19 protein-coding genes are annotated in these 17,220 nt (G+C 73.4%); 8 read left to right on the top strand and 11 right to left on the bottom strand.

The window, feature by feature from the left end; all coding sequences use genetic code 11:
* Positions 1–111: 111 nt before the first annotated feature.
* Entirely contained in the window at positions 112–840 is a 729-nt protein-coding gene (locus tag FHX44_RS13970; RefSeq protein WP_147256206.1) for a GntR family transcriptional regulator, read from the top strand.
* 47 nt (positions 841–887) lie between these two features.
* Here the strand turns inward: FHX44_RS13970 and FHX44_RS13965 are convergent, their stop codons facing one another.
* The 4 genes from FHX44_RS13965 to FHX44_RS13950 form a co-directional block, all read right to left on the bottom strand.
* Entirely contained in the window at positions 888–1,091 is a 204-nt protein-coding gene (locus FHX44_RS13965; RefSeq protein WP_147256205.1) for a DUF3073 domain-containing protein, read from the bottom strand.
* Between the two features lie 240 nt (positions 1,092–1,331).
* Complete coding sequence (locus FHX44_RS13960) at positions 1,332–2,522, bottom strand: MFS transporter (protein WP_147256204.1); 1,191 nt, start codon at positions 2,520–2,522, stop codon at positions 1,332–1,334.
* Between the two features lie 170 nt (positions 2,523–2,692).
* Positions 2,693–3,787, bottom strand: a complete 1,095-nt coding sequence (gene ygfZ / locus FHX44_RS13955) for a CAF17-like 4Fe-4S cluster assembly/insertion protein YgfZ (protein ID WP_425469131.1) — start codon at positions 3,785–3,787, stop codon at positions 2,693–2,695.
* On the bottom strand, positions 3,757–4,140 hold the full coding sequence (locus FHX44_RS13950) for a Fur family transcriptional regulator (protein ID WP_147261159.1): 384 nt from the start codon (positions 4,138–4,140) through the stop codon (positions 3,757–3,759). The genes ygfZ and FHX44_RS13950 overlap by 31 nt, the downstream gene beginning before the upstream one ends.
* Positions 4,141–4,399: 259 nt before the next feature.
* Between FHX44_RS13950 and FHX44_RS13945 the strand changes: the two genes are divergently transcribed.
* A complete protein-coding gene (locus FHX44_RS13945) occupies positions 4,400–6,502 on the top strand; it encodes a DivIVA domain-containing protein (protein ID WP_147256203.1) in 2,103 nt (700 codons plus the stop codon).
* 45 nt (positions 6,503–6,547) lie between these two features.
* Positions 6,548–7,852 carry a hypothetical protein gene (locus FHX44_RS13940; RefSeq protein WP_147256202.1) on the top strand — a complete coding sequence of 435 codons (1,305 nt, stop codon included), beginning with the start codon at positions 6,548–6,550 and terminating at the stop codon, positions 7,850–7,852.
* 10 nt (positions 7,853–7,862) lie between these two features.
* Here FHX44_RS13940 and FHX44_RS13935 read toward each other — a convergent pair whose 3' ends face one another.
* The 7 genes from FHX44_RS13935 to FHX44_RS13915 all read right to left on the bottom strand — a co-directional run bounded on the left by FHX44_RS13935 (position 7,863) and on the right by FHX44_RS13915 (position 11,833).
* Positions 7,863–8,468: a heme-binding beta-barrel domain-containing protein gene (locus FHX44_RS13935; RefSeq protein ID WP_147261158.1), complete on the bottom strand. Its 606-nt coding sequence runs from the start codon at positions 8,466–8,468 to the stop codon at positions 7,863–7,865.
* Between the two features lie 17 nt (positions 8,469–8,485).
* Positions 8,486–8,644: a hypothetical protein gene (locus FHX44_RS42140; protein ID WP_170308900.1), complete on the bottom strand. Its 159-nt coding sequence runs from the start codon at positions 8,642–8,644 to the stop codon at positions 8,486–8,488.
* A gap of 58 nt (positions 8,645–8,702) precedes the next feature.
* On the bottom strand, positions 8,703–9,002 hold the full coding sequence (locus tag FHX44_RS13930) for a DUF1416 domain-containing protein (protein ID WP_147256201.1): 300 nt from the start codon (positions 9,000–9,002) through the stop codon (positions 8,703–8,705).
* Positions 9,002–9,853, bottom strand: a complete 852-nt coding sequence (locus FHX44_RS13925) for a sulfurtransferase (protein WP_147256200.1) — start codon at positions 9,851–9,853, stop codon at positions 9,002–9,004. Before FHX44_RS13925 ends, FHX44_RS13930 begins: the two co-directional genes overlap by 1 nt.
* Positions 9,854–9,989: 136 nt before the next feature.
* Positions 9,990–10,064: a putative leader peptide gene (locus tag FHX44_RS44195; protein WP_370645493.1), complete on the bottom strand. Its 75-nt coding sequence runs from the start codon at positions 10,062–10,064 to the stop codon at positions 9,990–9,992.
* A gap of 57 nt (positions 10,065–10,121) precedes the next feature.
* On the bottom strand, positions 10,122–10,913 hold the full coding sequence (locus FHX44_RS13920) for an LmeA family phospholipid-binding protein (protein ID WP_147256199.1): 792 nt from the start codon (positions 10,911–10,913) through the stop codon (positions 10,122–10,124).
* Positions 10,910–11,833, bottom strand: a complete 924-nt coding sequence (locus tag FHX44_RS13915) for an alpha/beta hydrolase family protein (RefSeq protein WP_246170363.1) — start codon at positions 11,831–11,833, stop codon at positions 10,910–10,912. Before FHX44_RS13915 ends, FHX44_RS13920 begins: the two co-directional genes overlap by 4 nt.
* A 140-nt stretch (positions 11,834–11,973) precedes the next feature.
* On the opposite strand from FHX44_RS13915, the gene FHX44_RS13910 reads away from it, so the two are divergent.
* From FHX44_RS13910 to pstA, 5 genes are all read left to right on the top strand, one after another.
* Positions 11,974–12,753 (top strand): winged helix-turn-helix transcriptional regulator, encoded by a 780-nt coding sequence (locus FHX44_RS13910; protein WP_147256197.1) that lies wholly within the window; start codon positions 11,974–11,976, stop codon positions 12,751–12,753.
* A gap of 38 nt (positions 12,754–12,791) precedes the next feature.
* The gene (mshD, locus tag FHX44_RS13905; protein ID WP_147256196.1) at positions 12,792–13,676 is read left to right on the top strand and encodes a mycothiol synthase; all 885 of its coding nucleotides are present in this window, start codon (positions 12,792–12,794) and stop codon (positions 13,674–13,676) included.
* Positions 13,677–13,917: 241 nt separating this feature from the next.
* Positions 13,918–15,030: a phosphate ABC transporter substrate-binding protein PstS gene (gene pstS, locus FHX44_RS13900; protein ID WP_147261157.1), complete on the top strand. Its 1,113-nt coding sequence runs from the start codon at positions 13,918–13,920 to the stop codon at positions 15,028–15,030.
* 194 nt (positions 15,031–15,224) lie between these two features.
* Positions 15,225–16,127, top strand: coding sequence for a phosphate ABC transporter permease subunit PstC (pstC, locus tag FHX44_RS13895; RefSeq protein WP_342792552.1), 903 nt, complete (start codon positions 15,225–15,227; stop codon positions 16,125–16,127).
* A complete protein-coding gene (pstA, locus tag FHX44_RS13890; protein ID WP_147256194.1) occupies positions 16,127–17,212 on the top strand; it encodes a phosphate ABC transporter permease PstA in 1,086 nt (361 codons plus the stop codon). Before pstC ends, pstA begins: the two co-directional genes overlap by 1 nt.
* Positions 17,213–17,220: the final 8 nt, after the last annotated feature.

Here is a 17,220-nt window from a genome sequence, read left to right as displayed (position 1 = left end):
CTTCGTCCGTGTTCGGAGGTGACCCCGGACACGCGGGTCAGGTGTACTCTGACCCGCCATACCTGTCAACACTTTGTCAGGACATAGTGCGCAAGGTCCTAGGAGAGGCGTATGAAGGTCCCGGCGCTCGACCGGACCAGCCCGGTGCCGCTCTACTTCCAGGTCGCGGGCAGGCTCGAACAGCTCATCGAGAGCGGGCAGCTACCGGTCGGGGGCCGGCTGGAGAACGAGGTGGAGCTCGCCGACCGGCTCGGCGTGTCCCGGCCCACCATGCGCCGTGCCATCCAGTACCTGGTGGAGCGGGGCATGCTCGTGCGCAAGCGCGGTATCGGCACGCAGATCGTGCACCCGAAGGTGCGCAGGCCCGTCGAGCTCTCCAGCCTGTACGACGACCTGGCGAAGTCGGGCAAGCAGCCCACCACGCGGATCCGCCACCTCGACGTCCGCCCGGCGCCCGACCACGTGGCCGAGGCCCTCGGTGTGCCCGAGGGCACCGAGGTGACCTGGTTCGAGCGGATCCGGTTCGCCACGGGCGAACCGCTCGCGCTGATGCACAACGCGGTGCCGGTGGACGTGCTCCCGCTGCGCCGTGACGACCTCGAGGCGCGTGGGCTCTACGAGCTGTTGCGCGCCGCGGGCTACGTGCCACGGATGGCCGATCAGGTCGTGGGTGCCCGCGCGGCGACGGCAGCCGAAGCCCGGCTGCTCGGCGACACGAGAGGTGCCCCCGTGCTGACGATGACGCGCACGGCGTGGGACGCCGGCGGCCGTGCGGTGGAGTACGGCTCGCACATCTACCGCGCGAGCCGGTACTCCTTCGCGCTCACACTCTCCAGCTGACCCGGATCGGTCCGCTCACCTGCGCCAACCCCCCACCGACCCGCCGCTCAGCGGTAGCGCCGCTGCGGAGCGTCGTCCTCGTCGTCCTCGACCGGAGCGTAGGGATCGGCGTAGTCGTCGTCAGCCCCACCGTTGTGGGGTGCCGCACTCCCGAGCTCACGCTGCAGCGCGTCGAGGTCCATGGTGGGGGAGCTGTACTTGAGCTGACGGGCCACCTTGGTCTGCTTGGCCTTGGCTCGTCCGCGCCCCATGGCTGGTCCCCCTTACAACAGGGAAGGGGCGGCCGGATGTCTCGGCGGCCCCATTCATCTCATCAATCTCCTGGTGTTCACCGTACCTTGCGAACCGGCAGGAGTGCGACGTGGCACCGGTGATGTGACGCCGCACGCGTGTGAGGTCACCCGCTGGGCTGGCCCCAGTGGGTCGGTACCCCGGCATCGCGCGCTTCCACCCCCCGTTTCCGTCACACGTTCGGGCGGACGTGGTCGAGGTCACCCGGGCAGTGACTCGGCCGCGGGCTCCACCAGGTGGCGCAACGCGAGCAGTGCGCCGATCGCGGCGACCGCACCCATCGTCAGCACCGCCGACCAGCCCGCGAGGTCGGCCACCAGCCCGCCGAGGGCGGGGGTTGCGGCGCCGGACACGTAGTTGGCCGTGTTCGACATGGCCATCGCGGTGGCGGCGCGACCTCTCGGGGCCATCTCCCCGGCAGCGGTGAACACGAGCCCGTTCCAGCTGATGGCGAGCGCCGCGGCCGGGACGAGGACGGCGGCGAGCAGGACCGCCGGGCCGGGGCGCAGGACGGCGGCGAGCGCGAAGCCCGTCGCCACGGCGAGCGCCACGATGCGCAGCGGGCCGAGCCTGCTCCGCACCCGGTCCGACCATGCGCCGTTGGCCAGCCGCCCGAGGGCCCCCAGCACCTGGGTGAGGCCCAGCAGCGCCCCGGCGACCGCCAGGGAGAGGCCGGCCCCGCCGTGCAGCACCTCCACCAGGAACACCGAGCCGAGGAACTGAGGCACCACGAGCAGGAGTCCGGCCACGCTCAGCCGCTGCAGCCTCCGGTCGGTCAGCACTTCGCGGGCCCGTGCCGCCGGTCGGGTGGACCTGGCGGGCCGATCGGGCGGTTCGCGGATGAACGCGGCGACGGCCACCGCCGCGGCAAGGCACGTGACGGCCAGTGCTGCGAACACCGCGGGCACCCCGCCCGCGTCGGCGATCGGGGGCAGTGCCACGGCCGCGACCGCGGCCCCGACGGGCACCGCGGTCTGCCGGATCGCCATCGCCGTGCCCCGGCCCGCCGCGGGGAACCACGTGAGCACCGCGCGCCCGCTGGCCGCGTTGACGCTCGCGCCGGACGCCCCGGCCACGACGAGCAGCACGCCCGCGACCACCGCGTCGTCGACGAGCGCGAGGACGCCGAGCGTCCCGGCCGCCCCGAGGAGCCCGGACGCCATCACCCAGCGCTCGCCGAACCGGTCGGCGGCGCTGCCCCACGCCATGAGTGTCGGGATCAGGCCTGCGGAGGCGAGCCCGATGAGCACGCCGACCCCGGAGAGCCCCAGCCCGAAGTGCTCCCGTAGCACGGGCGTGACGGCGGCGAGCCCGAGGAAGTAGGCGGTCGCGGCCTGCGCGGCCGTCCCGACGACCAGTACGACCCATCGATAACGAGGCCCCGAACCCATGGTCCGACGATAGGCGGCTGTACCGGAATTTGGGACGGTCGTCCTATCTACTGAGATCCCCCCGAGCCTTCACACAGCGTGTGGGCACTTCACACAAGGCCGGCCTTGTGTGAAGTGGCTGCTGGGTGTGTGAAGTGACGCCGACCCTCGCGCCCGGGGCGGCTGCGGTACTAGCGGATGCCCAGTTGGGCCGCTCGGCCTGGTGGTGGGGTGTCCACGTCCGGGACGAACGAGCTCGGGTCGATCGCCACCGGCGTCACCCGGTCCTCCTCGCCCGCGGTCAGCTCGGCGTCCACCGGGACGTTGCGCTTCACCAGGGCCAGCGCCACCGGGCCCTGCTCGTGGTGCAGCGCAACGGTGCCGACGCGGCCGACCGCCCGCCCGTCGCGCAGCACCGGGTCACCCGGCTCCGGCAGGGTCTCGTCGCCCGAGTCGAGGTGCAGCAGCACCAGGCGGCGAGGCGGGCGTCCGAGGTTCGCCACCCGGGCCACCGTCTCCTGGCCGCGGTAGCAGCCCTTGGTGAGGTGCACCGCCGTGCCGATCCAGCCCACCTCGTGGGGGATCGTGCGGTCGTCGGTGTCGACGTGCAGGCGGGGACGCTGCGCCTCGACGCGCAGTGCCTCGAAGGCGAGGGTGCCTGCGGCGCGGGCGCCCGCCCCGGTGAGCCGCTCCCACCACGTGTCCAGCGCGTCGCGGGGCACGAGCAGGTCGGCCGCGTCGGGGCCGGGCCAGTCCATGCGGCGGACGACGCCCCCGCCGGGAAGGCCGAGCACGCCGTGCGGGCGCTCCGGCACCACGACACCGGCGGCCGAGAGCACGGCGGGGGTGTCCGGTCCGACGACGCTCAGCACGGCGAGTTCCGCCGTGGCGTCGCGCGGTACCACCTTCGACCAGAACACCATCTTCTGCAGGTAGCCCAGCAGTTCCGGCACGTCGCCCGGCTCGGTGTCGAGGAACACCGTGTCGCCGGTGTTCGCCACCACCATGTGGTGCAGCACCCGGCCGTTGATGTCCAGCACGAGTGCCTCGGTGCCGGTGTCGGCCGGCAGCTCGCTGACGTGCTGGGTGAGCAGCAGGTGCAGCCAGCCCAGCCGCTCTGGGCCTGCGACCGCGATGACACCGCGATGGCTGCGGTCGACGACCGCGGCACCCCGGCTCATGGCGCGCTGCTCGACGAGGGGGTCGCCCCGGTGCGGGGGGACGGCCTCGTCGTTGCCGGTGCCCGGCAGATCCGTCACTGTCGGGCCTCCGCTGCGTCTCGGCACTCGCCGCACTGCCCGGACAGCGCGACGTGGGAGGGGTCCAGCGCGAAGTCGGACTCGGCGAGCAACCGCCGCGCGAGGCCGTCCATCAGGTCGGTCGGGGACTCGGTGACGGACCCGCAGGTGTGGCAGACCAGGTGGAGGTGCTGGTGCTCCTGCTCCGAGTAGGTGGGTGCGCCGTGGCCCAAGTGGGTGTGGCGGACCAGCCCGATCCGCTCCAGCAGGTCGAGGGTGCGGTACACGGTGGTGATGTTCACCGCGGGCGCGGCCTGCTGGACCTGCGTGCAGATCTGCTCCGGGGTGGCATGACCGAGATCGCGCACGGCGTCGAGCACGAGCTGGCGCTGTGGCGTCATCCGCAGGCCGCGTTGGTGCAGGGTTCGGCGGAGGGCGGCAGGCCCGCTCTCCACGGATCCCGACGTGGTGTCCACCGAGCCGATGGTAGGCGCTCCGATGTCCGGTGTGTCGGGTGGTGGACCGGGGGTTACAGCGCTCCGATACCCGAGGACCGGGTCTCGTCGGTATGCTCCGTCAGGGTGAACGACCAGGTTTGGGAGCCTGGACCTACCTACCCTCGGCGGGTGGAAGGGCTATCACGCTCGGGAGGGACCACGGATGACGAGTGATGCGGGCGCGCTCGGCGCCCCCAGTTTTGACGTCGTCCTCCGGGGTTACGACCGCAAGCAGGTCGACGAGCACCTGGCCCGCCTCCAGCGCGTCGTGTCGCGGATGCGCGCCGACCTCGAGATGGCGCGCAGCCACCCGTTGCCCCTCGTGTCCCCGCCCGGCGGCATGCCCGCGGCCGGCGGTCCGCGCCCCCTGCCGCCCCGCCCCGGGCCCGGCGGGCCGCCGCAGCGGGGCGGCGAGGCCCCTGACCTCGTCGGCAGCTTCACCGACCGCATGCAGAGCATCCTGCAGGCGGCGGAGGAGGAAGCCGCCGAGATCCGCAACAAGGCGCGAGCCGCCGCACGGGCCGAGGAGGAGAAGGTCCGCGCGCAGGTGGCCGACCTGGTGCGGCAGCGGGATGCACTCCTGAAAGAGCTCACCCGCATGCGCGGGCAGCTCGAGGGCATGCTCGCGGCCCCCACCGGGCGTCTCGACCTCACCCGCGTCGACGGCGCCCCGGCCCGGCCCGGCGGCCCCTCGCCCTCGCCTGGCCCCGCGAAGCCGAGCCCCGGCAAGCCCCAGCCGTCCCCGCAGCAGCCGTCCCAGCAGCAGTCCTCCCAGCAGCAGTCCTCCCAGCAGTCTCCGCAGCCGGCGGCAGGCAACCGGCCTGCGGGCGCCCCGGCTCCCTCGCCGCAGCCGGCGGCGGGCACCCGATCGGGTGGTTCCACCCCGCAGTCGGCCCCGCCGTCCCAGCAGCCGTCGCAGCAGCCGTCGCAGGCACCATCCGGGCCCCGGCCGCCGGCCAGCCCCACCCCGCGGCCGCGCCCGTCGTCCGACGGCCAGGGGCAGCCCCCGGCTCGTCCGGGGGCCGATGCCCCGAAGGACGCCGCGCGTCCCGTGGCTCCCGACACCGTCACCCGCGCCGCACCCCAGGTCCCGCCGATCGCGCCGGCTCCGTCGCAGCCACCTGCGGCAGCCGGTTCGGGGCAGGCCAGGGGCGCTGCGCCCGCCGCCGGGTCGAGCGGCGGCTCGGGGTCCGGCGGGCCGGCCCAGGGCGGTTCCCGGCCCTCGGCCCCACCGGCCGCGGGCGGGTCCTGGCAGCCGACCGGCACCGGTGGGCAGAACTCCGGCCCGAGCTCCGCTGGGCAGGGCTCCGCTGGGCAGGGCTCCGCTGGGCAGGGCTCCGCTGGACAGGGCTCCGCCGGGCAGGGCTCCGCCGGGCAGGGCTCCGCCGGGCAGGGCTCCGCCGGGCAGGGCTCCGCCGGGCAGGGCTCCGCTGGACAGGGCCGCCCCGCGCAGACCCCGGGCGGCCCGGGAGCGAACCGACCGGGAGGGAAGGGTGCTCCGCCCTCCGCTTCCGGCAACGCCGGATCGGGCTCCGGCGCGACGAGCTCGCCGGCCCCGGCACAGGGTGGCTCGAGCCCGAACCCCAAGCAGGGGTCGGGGCCCGCCGGGCAGCAGCAGGGCGGCCAGCGCCCGAACGGCCCGGCAGCGGGCTCCGCGCAGCCGTCGCCTCCCCGGACGAACGCGCCGGCGGCGAACCAGGGCTCGAACGCGCAGGGAGGCAACGGCCCCGCGCAGCGGCCTCCCGCAGGGCAGCCGGCCCCGCCCCGTGGGAACGGGCAGGGCGGCAACGGTTCCGGCCAGCAGACCGGCACCCGAGGGCCCGGCCCCGGGCAGCAGGCAGGCGCCGGTGGGCGGCCGTCCGGTCCGGGTGCCGCCTCGGCGCCCTCGCCGGGTGCCGATCAGCGCCGGCCGGGCACGCAGGAAGCCGGTGACCTGTTCCGGGCGTCATCCGATCAGGCGAAGCGTGGTGGAGCCGAGCAGAGGCCGCCGGCGCGGCCGGTCGACCGCCCAGCGGGAGATCGCACGGCGCTCGTTCCGACCATCCCGCCCTCCCAGGTCTCGCCGCCGCGTCCGAGCGACAAGCCCGCGAACGGCGCCGCGACCACGGGCAACCCGCCCCGGCCGGCCTCCGGCGCGCGCCCGGACGGCTCCCGCCCCGAACCGCGCCGGGACGGGCAGGGCACGTCCGGGGAGCCGGGAAAGCAGGGTCCCGCACCCTCCGGCAACGGTGCCGAGCGCTCCGCGTCGGCGTCACGCTCTGGGTGATCGTTGTTGCGCACCGTGAGCTGAAAAGGCGTACGGTTCGCAACCATGCAGCTGCCCATGTCGGCGTCTGCGCTGGTCATGCTGGGCCTGGGCGCAGTGCTCGTCGGTGCGACGATCCTTGTCGTGGTTGCCGCGCGCAGGCGGAAGCCGGCGAGCGGCGGTACCCGGATCCCGCCGGACATGCGCAGGCCCCAGCCGGCCGCGGCGACATCGGATCCGGGCCCCGCCGAACGTGCCGTCGTCGACCCGGCCGCGCGGCCGCGCATCCAGGCCGCCGCTGCCGCTCCGCCGGCACCGGTCGAGCCCGCGCCCGCACCCGCCGGGCAGACGCCCATGTCCATGCCCGTACCGGCCGAGCAGACGCCCCGGCCCGCCGTGCCCCCCGCGCCGCAGCAGCCGTCGGCCGCCCCCGTGGCGGCGGCTGCGATGCCGCGCCCCGTTGAGGTCTCCTCGCGGGTGGATCCGCCCGCGGGCGGCGGGCAGACCCCACCCGATCCCGTTCCGCCCGCCGAGCCCGCCGAGCCGGTGCGCCACCACCAGGCCGGCTCGGGCCGCACCGTCGCGGCCGCGGTGGCGCAGGCGTTCGCCGTGCGGGCGGCCGCGGGCCGTGCCGGCGTCCCGCGGCCGGTGGACCCGCCACCGCCCGATGGCACCGCCCCGCCCGCGCACGAGGGTCCGGCACCACAGGCGGAGCCCGATCCCGCCCCGCAGGCCGTCGCGGATGTCGATCCGGCCGCCACCACCGAGCCCGATGGCCTCGGCCTCGCCCCCACGGCGGCTCACGGCCCGGAGGCCGAGCCTCCGGCGGTCGAGGCGAACGTTCCGGACCCGGCCCCGGGCGGCAACGGATGGGCCCCCAGCGCCGCATACGGGTCGAACGGCGACCACAGCCCCGACGGCAACGGTCAGCCGCCTGACGCCGCGACCGACCGGGGCGCGGCCGCCGCGGTGGCCGCAGCAGGCCTGCCGCCCGCGGGCTGGCCCGTGCCCGCCACGCCGGCGCAGCTCCAGCCCGAGCCCGAGCCGGCGGCAGCGGTGCCGGCTCCGCGCCCCGACAACGACGGCGTGGCCCGGCAGGACCCCCCGCCCTCCGACGCGCGCGACCGCCTGCTCGCCGTGCTGCTCGACGACCCGGAGCGGGCCGTCGGCGCCGCCGTCGAGCTGGAGGCCTGCCTGGGCGAGCTGGACCGCCTCTCCGACGCCGTCCGCACGGGCCGCGTGGCCCTGCGTGGCGTGCTGCACCGCCTGGCCGCCGCGGGTCTGCGTCCGGATCAGTTGGCCCGCCTGGCGAGGCTGCCGCAGGCGGAGGTGCAGGAACTGCTGGAGGCCGCGCCGGCAGAGCGGCACTGACCAGGAGAGGTCAGCCTGCGATCCGGTTCAGGCGTGCCGAGAGGTGCGGCTGCAAGGGTTGGCCCATCATCGCCCGCTCGTCGACGTACGCCAGGTCGCCGCCGTCGACGAGGCCGTAGAGGCGGTGGGAGCCGACGACCTCCTTGGCCGACGCCGTCCGCACCACCGCGTCGGTCTTGATCTCCCACGAGGTGAGGTTGCGGGCGCGGCCGTAGAAGATCTCGGTGATCCCGGTGGCGTGGGTGATCAGCACCTCGAGCTCGCCGTCGGGCTGCGGCCGCCAGAACCCCGTTTCACGTGCGGCGGGGCGCAGCACCTCACCGTCCGGGCCGAGCAGCCACGCCTTGGCCTCGTAGGTCAGGAACGGGCGGCCGTCGTGGGCGAAGACGATCTGCTGCCCGAACGTGTACGGGCCGTCGATCGTCGGGTAGACGACCTCCCCGGTGCCGCGCCACACACCGACGAGCGGGAGCAGCCCGATGCACAGCTCGTGCAGGTCGGGGCCCTCACGCAGGTTCGCGGTGTCGTCCGGGATCGGCAGGTCGTCGAACCGCGGCCGGTTGCGCTGCGGTGAGTCGGGTGCGGCGTTGGCCGGGCCGGTGATGGTGCCCGGCAGCTCGCCGTTCGCGCCGGTCACGGCTTCGGCTCCGCCGACGGGTCGAGCTCGGCCGGGGCCGTGGTGAAGAGCCTGCGGAGCAGGTAGCCGGTGAACGTCACGATCCCGGCGCAGGTGGCCAGGAGGACGCCGGTGAACAACCACTGCACCGGGCGCACCTTACCCGGTTGCAGCAAAGCCACTCCTTCCGCGACGTGCTTGCGTGAAGCGGCTTTGCTGCAGCACGGGGTCTGCCTACGCGAGCGCGATCTCCGCCCGGTGGACGCCGGGGCCGTCGGCGGTCAGCTCGGCCTGGCCCGTGCCGACCCGCGAGAGCGCACGGACGGTCCAGGTGCCCGGTGCGGCGAAGAACCGGAACTGCCCGGCCTCCGACGCCACGACCTCCGCCGTGAACTCACCGGTGCCGTCCAGCAGCCGCACGAAGGCGCCGCCGACGGGCTCACCGCCCGCGACGACCCGGCCGGTGAGGACGGTCTCCTTGGTCAGGTCGGTGCCCGGTGGGAGCGCAACCGCCTGGTCGGGGGCGCCGCACATCAGGAGGCCTGCTTCGCGGCCGCGCCCAGCTCGATCGGCACGCCGATGAGGGAGCCGTACTCGGTCCAGCTGCCGTCGTAGTTCTTGACGTCGCCGTGGCCGAGCAGCTCGTGCAGCACCACCCAGGTGTGGGAGCTGCGCTCGCCGATGCGGCAGTAGGCGATGGTCGGCTTGTCCGCGTCGTAGCCCTCCTCGGCGTAGAGCTTCGCGAGGTCCTCGTCGGACTTGAACGTGCCGTCCTCGTTGGCCGCCTTGCTCCACGGGATGTTGATCGCCGAGGGCACGTGGCCGGGCCGCTGCGACTGCTCCTGCGGCAGGTGGGCGGGCGCGAGGATCTTGCCGGAGAACTCGTCGGGCGAGCGGACGTCGACCAGGTTCTTCTTGCCGATGGAGTCGACGACCTCGTCGCGGAAGGCGCGGATCGACAGGTCCGGGTCCTTCGCGGTGTAGGTGGTGGCGGGACGCTCAGGGACGTCGGTGGTGAGGGTGCGCCCGTCGAGCTCCCACTTCTTGCGACCGCCGTCGAGCAGCTTGACGTCGGCGTGCCCGTACAGCTTGAACTGCCAGTAGGCGTACGCGGCGAACCAGTTGTTGTTGCCGCCGTAGAGCACGACCGTGTCGTCATTGCTCACGCCCTTGGCCGACAGCAGCTGCGCGAACTGGTCCTTGTCGACGATGTCGCGGCGCACCGGGTCCTGCAGCTCGGTGGTCCAGTTGATCTTGACGGCGCCGGGAAGGTGACCGCCGTCGTAGGCGGTGGTGTCCTCGTCGACCTCGAGGAAGACGATGCCGTCGGTGCCGAGGTTCTTCTCGGCCCAGTCGGCGGTGACCAGGACGTCCTGGCGACTCATGCGGTGGCTCCCTGGATGTCGGTGGTGCGGTTTCGGGCGTGCGCGAAGACGCTGCCGGCACGGGGCACGGCAGACGGGTGCGGTGGTGCGGACATGCGGATGCTCCTGAGAAGGGGTGCGTGGAGGACGCGAACGCTCAGGAGGCGCGACAGAGGCAGCTGCCGACGCGGCACAGGTCAACTGCGCGGCGACGGGTCAGCGGCCAGAACACGCTGGTGAGGGTAGCCGAGGATGAGTCATCCCGGCAGTGCCGATGAGGAGCACATCACTACCCGGTCGCCGACACCGCACCGTCGCCGAGGGTGAGGTCGTCGGCGAATCCGCTGATCTCGATCGCCCCTCCGGCGGCGCGGAGCTTCGTCGGGGTGGCCGCGAGCGGGAGCGAGCCGGGATCGATCCGCAGGGTGAACCGCTGCTCCAGCGTCCGCTGCACCGCGGGCGGGAGCGGCTCCGCGTCGCTGCCGCCGAGGCGGATGTCGCGCGGCACGATCTGCGCCTGCCCGTCCACCAGCTGGAGCGTGGCGATCACCGACACCTCCGCCTCCTGGCCGAGCAGGGTGGCGGTGCCGGCGAGGCGGACCGCGTTCTCCGGGTCGATCGTGCGCAGCGACTTGTCACCGCCCTCGTCGACGGCCTGTTCCAGCGCGTAGTCGTCGATGTTCTCGATGCGCAGCTTCTCGATGCCCGGGACGAGCCGCTCCACGTCGGAGGCGGGGATCTGGACCGTGCCCTCGACCTCCTTGACGGTCAGCGACTTCGGGCCCGATCCGAGCAGCATCGGCAGCGGGGCTGTGACCTCGCGCAGCTGCGCGTGCACGGTCAGCTCCTGCAGCTCGCCCACGCGGATCCGGGTGGCGTCGACGTCCACGCTGGAGTACTCGCCGGAGATCGCCTGGGTGAGGAACGGGAAACCGTTGATCCGCACGGACGGGTCGTCGACCAGCCCGATCTGCTCGCGCATCTGGCGCGAGACCGCGGACTCGGCGAGCGCGGCCGCTCCGTAGTCCACGGCGACGAACAGCCCGACCAGGACGAGCAGCGCGATGACCAGGCGCCTCATCCGACCTCCGACCTTGCGGCCCGGCGCTCTGCCGGGGTGAGGCCTTCGACGGTAGAGCGAGCCCGTTCCCGCCCGTCACCGGGGTTGCGGAGTTCGGCGCCCCCGCTGCGCCCCGGTGGCTCGCGGTGCCCTTCGGGCGTCGCCCCCTCGCAGGCGGCGAGCGCCCACCGGGCGATCCGCCGGGCGAGCTCGGGATGCGTGCCGCTCTCCCCGTGCCCGTCACCGGGCTCCTCCCACAGCTGCGCCCGATCCCCCGATGCCGTGGCGAGTGTGCGAGCGTGCGCCGCGGAGAAGTAGCGGTCGCCCGCGATGTGGACGAGCAGGAGCGGTACCTCGATGCCGGCGACGACCTCGACGGGCGAGGGCGGGACGACCTCCCAGCCGCCGTCGAGCCGTACCCCCAGCGCCCGGGCGGCGAGCCTGCCGTGCGGCTGCTCCAGCAGCCAGTGGACCCGGCGCATTGCCGCGGTCTCCCGCGAGTACCAGCGGGCGGGCGAGCTCACTGCCACGACCGCGTCCGGGCGGTGGGCGCCGGCCGCGGCCTGGCGCAGGGCCACCGCGGCGCCGAGGGAGAACCCGATGGTGGCCACGCGCTCGTAGCCGAGGGCTCGGGCGGTGGCGACGGCGGCGTCCAGATCGAGCGGCTCGTGGTCGCCGACGGTGTTGCGGCCTCCCGAGCGGCCGTGGCCGCGCATGTCGAGGGCCAGGACGGGCGCCTCGGCCGCGAACGCCGCGAGCAGCCTGCGGGTGGTCGGATGCCGCGTGTGATGGGTGAAAGCGTGCGCGACGACGAGCGCGGTACCCGCCGAAGGAGCCCTCCACGAGAGGTGCACTCCCGCGAGCGCGACCCCGTCGGCCGACGTCACAGCGACCGGGACGGGCGTGACCTGCGCCGCGCGGCTCGTGTGATCGACCGTCACCCGGTTATCCTGCATCGATCCGCGTGTGGTGTTCCCGCCGGGTCACGCGGGTGTGAACGGTGCGTCAGCGCTGCCCGCCGTGCTCGGAGGAGGGGCCGCAGCGGGCGGCCCGACTCCCGGTGGGAGAGGAGGCACACCACGTGGAACTCCTGTTGCTGACGGCCGACCCCGACCCGGGGTCCGTGCTGCCGGCGCTCACGCTGCTCCCACACGGGGTCCGCACGGCGGCCCCCGAGGTCGCGGCGCTGCTCGACGCCGGCCCGCACGACGCGGTCCTCGTCGACGCGCGCACCGACCTGGTCGCTGCGCGCAGCCTGTGCCGGCTGCTCGGCAGCACCGGCATGGACGTGCCCGTCATCGCCGTGCTCACCGAGGGCGGGCTGGTGGCCGTGTCCGGTGAGTGGGTCGTGGACGAGATCCTGCTGCCCGGCACGGGCCCGGCCGAGGTGGACGCCCGGCTGCGGCTGCTGAAGTCGCGGCCAGGGGCCGACTCCGGCCGCGACGGCGGGGCGCTCGTGCTCGGTGAGCTCGTCATCGACGAGGCCACCTACGCCGCGCGGCTGCGCGGGCGGCTCCTCGAGCTCACGTACAAGGAGTTCGAGCTGCTGAAGTACCTCGCGCAGCACGCGGGCCGGGTGTTCACCCGCGCGCAGCTGTTGCAGGAGGTGTGGGGCTACGACTTCTTCGGCGGCACGCGCACCGTCGACGTCCACGTCCGGCGGCTGCGCGCGAAGCTCGGCCCCGAGCACGAGCAGATGATCGGCACCGTGCGGAACGTGGGCTACAAGTTCGTCCGTCCCACCCGGGGCGGGCTGGCCGCGTCGCCGGTCGGGCTCCTGGACGACGACGGTGCTTCCGGGGACGACGAGGAAGGGGACCGGGTCCCGCGCCCGGTGTCCGAGGTCGCCGGCCGCGCCTGAGGCCGCCGCTCGCGCGATGTGGGGCTAACGTCGACGGTGTGATCGAGCTGTCGTGGCGGGCGGGACTGGACGAGGCGCGGGCAGGCGAGGTCAGGGCGCTCGCCGCCGCGGCCACGGACGTCGACGGCACCCCGCCTCTCGGCGAGCACGTGCTGATGCACCTGACCGATCCCGGCGCGACGCACCTGCTGGCGCTCGACGGCGACGATGTGCTCCTCGGAGTCGCCCAGCTGGACGCGGCGGAGGGCGCCGACGAGGCAACGGCCGAGCTCGTCGTGCACCCCGGCCACCGCAGGGCCGGCCTCGGCAGGCGGATCGTCGAGGAGGTGCTGGCCCGCGCCGGCGGCACGCTCCGCGTCTGGGCCCACGGGCAGCATCCCGGTGCGGTGGCGCTCGCCGCCCGTCTGGGCTTCACCCCGGTGCGGGAGCTGTGGCAGATGCGCCGCAGCCTCCTCGACGGGCTGCCCGACCCGGAGCTGCCCGCGGGCGTGCGGCTGCGCCCCTTCGTGCCGGGACAGGACGACGACGAGTTCCTGCGCGTCAACAACGCCGCGTTCGACTGGCACCCGGAGCAGGGCGGCTGGGACCGCGCCCAGCTGCGGCTGCGGGAGGCCGAGCCGTGGTTCGACCCGGCCGGGTTCCTCCTCGCCGTGGACGAGTCCGACCGGTTGCTCGGGTTCCACTGGACCAAGGTGCACACCGATCCGGAGCCGATCGGCGAGGTCTACGTGCTCGGCGTCGACCCGTCGGCCCGCGGCATGCGGCTGGGCGCCGCACTCACCCTCGCCGGCCTACAGCACCTGCGCGAGCGCGGGCAGTCCCGCGTCATGCTCTACGTCGAGGCGGACAACGCGCCGGCGGTCCGGCTCTACAGCGGCATGGGGTTCACCCGCTGGCAGGCGGACGTGTCGTACCGTCGATGACGGTTGTTCACCCTGCGGCAACCACGGCGTCGACGAATGTGATCACGTCGACGCAGGTCACGGCGAGATCACAATCCACGTTCCGTGAGTGTGCTCCCTCACCCGAGGGACCTGTTCATCTTGCGTTCATCTGAACGGCGGTGCCCGTCCACCGGCCTTACCTACCGTTCGCGACGAGCGGCCCCCGAGCCGTGTGCCCGTTGTACGGGAACCCACGTACGGAGGAACACAGGTGAACACCCTGCGGCACGGCTCCCGTGCCCGACTCGCCGCCGTCGGCGTAGCCGCCAGCGGCGCACTCCTGCTCGCAGGCTGCGGCGCGGCCAACGAGTCCGCCCCGCCGGCGGGGGGCGGCGGCGCACCCGCGGCGAGCGATGTCTCCGGCACCATCGCCGGCGCGGGCGCGACATCGCAGCAGGCCGCGATGGAGGCCTGGATCGCCGGCTTCAGCAGCGTCGCTCCTGACGCCACGGTCAACTACGACCCCACCGGCTCCGGCGCGGGGCGCACCCAGTTCACGGCGGGCGCGGTGCAGTACGCCGGTAGCGACGCCGCCCTGGACGAGGAAGAGCTTCCCGCCGCACAGCAGATCTGCGGGGGCCCCGACAACGTCATCCAGATGCCGCTGTACATCTCGCCGATCGCGGTGGTGTTCAACCTGGACGGTGTCGACAACGTCCAGATGTCCGCCGCCACGATCGCGAAGATCTTCAACCGGCAGATCACAACCTGGAACGATCCGGCGATCGCGGCCGAGAACCCCGGTGTGCAGCTGCCGACCACTGCGATCACGCCGGTGAACCGCTCTGACGAGTCGGGCACCACCGAGAACTTCACCGAGTACCTGGCCGAGGCGGCCGGCGCCGACTGGCCGCACGAGCCCGACGGCGTGTGGCCGGTCCAGGGCGGCGAGGCCGCACAGGGCACCTCCGGTGTGATCGGCGCGGTCCAGGGCGGCCAGGGCACCATCGGGTACGCCGACCTCAGCCAGGCGGGCGACCTGGGTACCGTCGACGTCCTGGTCGGTGGCGCTCACGTCAACCCCACGCCGGAGGCCGCGGCAGCCGTCGTCGAGGCGTCCCCGCGTGTCGAGGGTCAGGGCCGGTACAACTTCGCGGTCGAGCTGAAGCGCGACACGCCCGGCGCCTACCCGATCGTCCTGGTGTCGTACACGCTCGCCTGCAGCCAGTACAGCGACCCGGCCCAGGCCGGCACCGTGAAGGCTTTCCTCAGCTACATCGCCAGCGAGGAGGGGCAGGCGCAGGCCCAGCAGAACGCCGGCAACGCGCCGATCTCCGACAGCCAGCGCAGCGCGTTCCAGCCCGCGATCGATGCCATCGCCGCGGCGGGATGATTGAGCGCGACATCACGTAGCCGCAAGGCCCGGACGTTCTTCATCATGAAGGCGTCCGGGCCTTCGGCCCGTGGCCGTCACCTGCGCTCGAACTTCCGCGGCGATCCGCCGGAAGGGATCATGTGAGTACCGAAACCACCCCGGGGCCGGCGCCTGCCGAAACCCAGCCGCCAGTCACCGCCGTCAAGCCCGTCGTGCAGCCCGGGGACCGCATCTTCGCCGGTATGGCCAAGGGTGCGGGCATCCTCATCCTGGTCGTCCTGGCAGGCGTCGCGGCATTCCTGCTCGCCGAGGCGGTCCCGGCGTTCACCGCGCCCTCCGCCGACATCCCCGGCGGGGCCGGGTTCGCCTCCTATGTCATTCCGCTGATCTTCGGCACCCTGCTCGCCGCGGTCATCGCGCTGGTCATCGCGACGCCGCTCGCTGTGGCGGTCGCCCTGTTCATCACCCACTACGCGCCGAGGCGGATCGCCCAGGGGCTGGGTTATGTGGTCGACCTGCTCGCTGCCGTGCCGAGCATCGTCTACGGGCTCTGGGGGGCCTGGACGCTCGCTCCGGCCACCGTTCCGCTGATGCAGTGGCTGGAGTCGAATCTCGGGTTCATCCCGCTGTTCGCCGGCCCGGTGTCGGCCACCGGGCGCACGATGCTGGTGGCAGGCGTGGTGCTCGCCGTCATGATCCTGCCGATCATCACCGCGGTCTCGCGGGAGGTCTTCCTCCAGACGCCGCGGCTGCACGAGGAGGCCGCGCTCGCGCTCGGGGCCACCCGCTGGGAGATGATCCGCATGGCGGTGCTCCCGTTCGGCCGCTCGGGCATCATCAGCGGCGCCATGCTGGGGTTGGGTCGCGCGCTCGGCGAGACCATGGCCGTCGCGATCGTGTTGTCGGTCTCCGGCGGGATCACGCTCAACCTGATCAGCAACGGCAACCCGTCCACGATCGCGGCGAACATCGCCCTGCAGTTCCCCGAGGCCAGCGGGCTGGGCGTCAACGTCCTCATCGCGTCGGGCCTGGTGCTCTTCCTCATCACCCTCGCGGTGAACTCCATCGCGCGCTACATCATCAACCGACGCCGAGAGTTCTCGGGGGCCAACTGATGACCGTCGACACCACCAAGCGCCAGGACCGGGTGGGCGAGCCGCTACCGCCACCCGCCGGTCTGGCCGTTCAGGGGCAACTGCCCCGATGGGCGGTTCCCGGCGGCCTCGCAGCCTCCGCCGTCGTCGTCGGGCTGGTCCTGGCCCTGGTCGGGTTCAGCTTCGGGCTCTTCGTCGTCGGCACCGTCGTGCTCTTCGCCGTGGCGCTGTACGTCGCGTCGCGACGGGTCGAGGGCAGCCGCAAGGCCACCGACCGCCTGGTCACCGTCATCGTCAGCAGCGCGTTCGGCCTGGCAGTCATCCCGCTGATCTCGGTGATCTTCACCGTGGTCTCCCAGGGCATCGTCCGGTTCGACCCCGAGTTCTTCAGCTCGTCCATGCGTGGGGTTGTCGGCGAGGGTGGCGGTGCCTACCACGCCATCATGGGCACGCTGATCATCACCGGGCTGGCGGCGCTCATGTCCATCCCGGTCGGCCTGCTCACAGCTGTCTACCTGGTGGAGTACGGCAAGGGTCGGCTCGCGAAGGCGATCACGTTCTTCGTCGACGTGATGACCGGCATCCCTTCCATCGTCGCCGGGTTGTTCGCGGTTGCGCTGTTCACCTACCTGGTCGGTCCCGGTGCCCGGCTCGGTTTCGCCGGCTCGGTGGCTCTGTCGGTCCTGATGATCCCGGTGGTGGTCCGCGCCACCGAGGAGATGCTGAAGATCGTGCCGAACGAGCTGCGCGAGGCGGCGTTCGCGCTCGGGGTGCCGAAGTGGCGCACGATCCTCAAGGTCGTGATCCCGACGTCGATCGCCGGCATCGCGTCCGGCATCACGCTGGCGATCGCCCGCGTGATCGGTGAGACCGCTCCGCTGCTCGTCGCGGTCGGGCTGACCACGGCGCTCAACTTCAACCCCTTCGACGGTCGGATGGCGACCCTCCCGGTCTTCTCCTACCTCTCCTACGCCACACCCGGCGTGCCGCGGGAGCCCTATCTGGAACGGGCCTGGACCGCGGCGCTCGTACTGATCATCATCGTCATGGTGCTGAACCTGCTGGCGCGCCTCATCGCCCGCGTGTTCGCACCCAAGACCCGATAGGACCCTGC

This window comes from Pseudonocardia hierapolitana (assembly GCF_007994075.1).
Lineage (GTDB): Bacteria > Actinomycetota > Actinomycetes > Mycobacteriales > Pseudonocardiaceae > Pseudonocardia > Pseudonocardia hierapolitana.
The sequence above is the reverse complement of the archived record's forward strand: the minus strand, read 5'-3'. Positions and strand labels throughout refer to the sequence as shown.